2 protein-coding genes are annotated in these 1,180 nt (G+C 60.8%); one reads left to right on the top strand and one right to left on the bottom strand.

Annotated elements, in window-relative coordinates:
• Nucleotides 1-744: proline--tRNA ligase (gene proS, locus AC1DWI_RS23885; RefSeq protein WP_477726004.1), on the bottom strand; the 744-nt coding region annotated here is incomplete at its 3' end.
• A gap of 160 nt (nucleotides 745-904) precedes the next feature.
• On the opposite strand from proS, the gene AC1DWI_RS23880 reads away from it, so the two are divergent.
• Nucleotides 905-1,180, top strand: a 276-nt coding sequence (locus AC1DWI_RS23880) for an NUDIX domain-containing protein (protein WP_477726003.1), incomplete at its 3' end; no start/stop codon positions are given.

Genomic DNA, 1,180 nt, shown 5'->3' with positions numbered 1-1,180 from the left:
AGCGGCCTTGCGTGCGCCCTGGGGCGCCAGCGCTTCGGCTTTTTCCATGTTGGCGGCGTAGTCGCTGCCGGGGCAATACACGATGGCGTCTTCGCCGGTGGCGGCGATCACCTGGAACTCTTCGCTGAGGTCGCCGCCAATGGCGCCGCTGTCCGCCGCGACGGCGCGGTAGGTCAGGCCGAAGCGGTCAAAAATCTTGCGGTAAGCCGCGGCCATGACCTGGTAGCTGGCCTTGGCGCTCGCCTGGTCGCGGTCAAAGCTGTAAGCGTCCTTCATGATGAACTCGCGCCCGCGCATCAGGCCGAAGCGCGGCCGGCGTTCGTCGCGAAATTTCGTCTGGATCTGGTACAGGTTTTTGGGCAGCTGCTTGTAGCTCTTGATGTCCTGGCGCATCACGTCGGTGACGACTTCCTCGCTGGTCGGCTGGACGACAAAGTCGCGGCCGTGGCGGTCCTTGATGCGCAGCAGTTCGGGGCCCATTTTTTCAAAGCGGCCGGTTTCCTGCCAGAGCTCGGCCGGCTGGATCACCGGCATGGTCATTTCGATCGCGCCGGCGCGGTTCATTTCCTCGCGCACGATGGCCTCGACCTTGCGGATCACGCGCAGGCCCATCGGCATGTAGTTGTACACGCCGGCGCCCAGTTTCTTGATCATGCCGGCCCGCATCATGAGCTGGTGGCTGACGACTTCCGCGTCGGCAGGCGCTTCCTTGAGGGTGGAAATAAAGAACTGGGAGGCTTTCATGGGCGGTTTTCGGGAATTCCGGGGTTGGAAAAAAGGATGGAAAAGAGTCGAAAAAGGAACGAAAAGGGAACGGGAAAGGGGTGCTGCAGCCCGCCGTGCGCTTGGCGCTGGGGCCTTCGCTGTGCATAATGGACTCAGTTTAAAAAATTGAGGTTTGATTATGCTTGACCGGGACGGCTTTAGGCCCAACGTCGGCATCATCTTGCTCAACCAGAGAAGTCAGGTATTTTGGGGCAAACRTATCCGTACCCACTCGTGGCAGTTTCCGCAGGGTGGCATTGACCGGGGCGAAAATCCCGAGCAGGCCATGTACCGCGAGTTGCATGAAGAAGTGGGGCTGATGCCGCAGCATGTGAATGTGCTGGCCCGAACCCGAGACTGGTTGCGCTATGAGGTGCCTGACCGGTTCATCCGCCGCGATGCGCGCGGACATTAC

Source organism: Polaromonas sp. P3_C2 (genome assembly GCF_056402675.1).
Note: the sequence above shows the minus strand (reverse complement) of the source record. Positions and strands in the feature narration are given on the sequence as shown.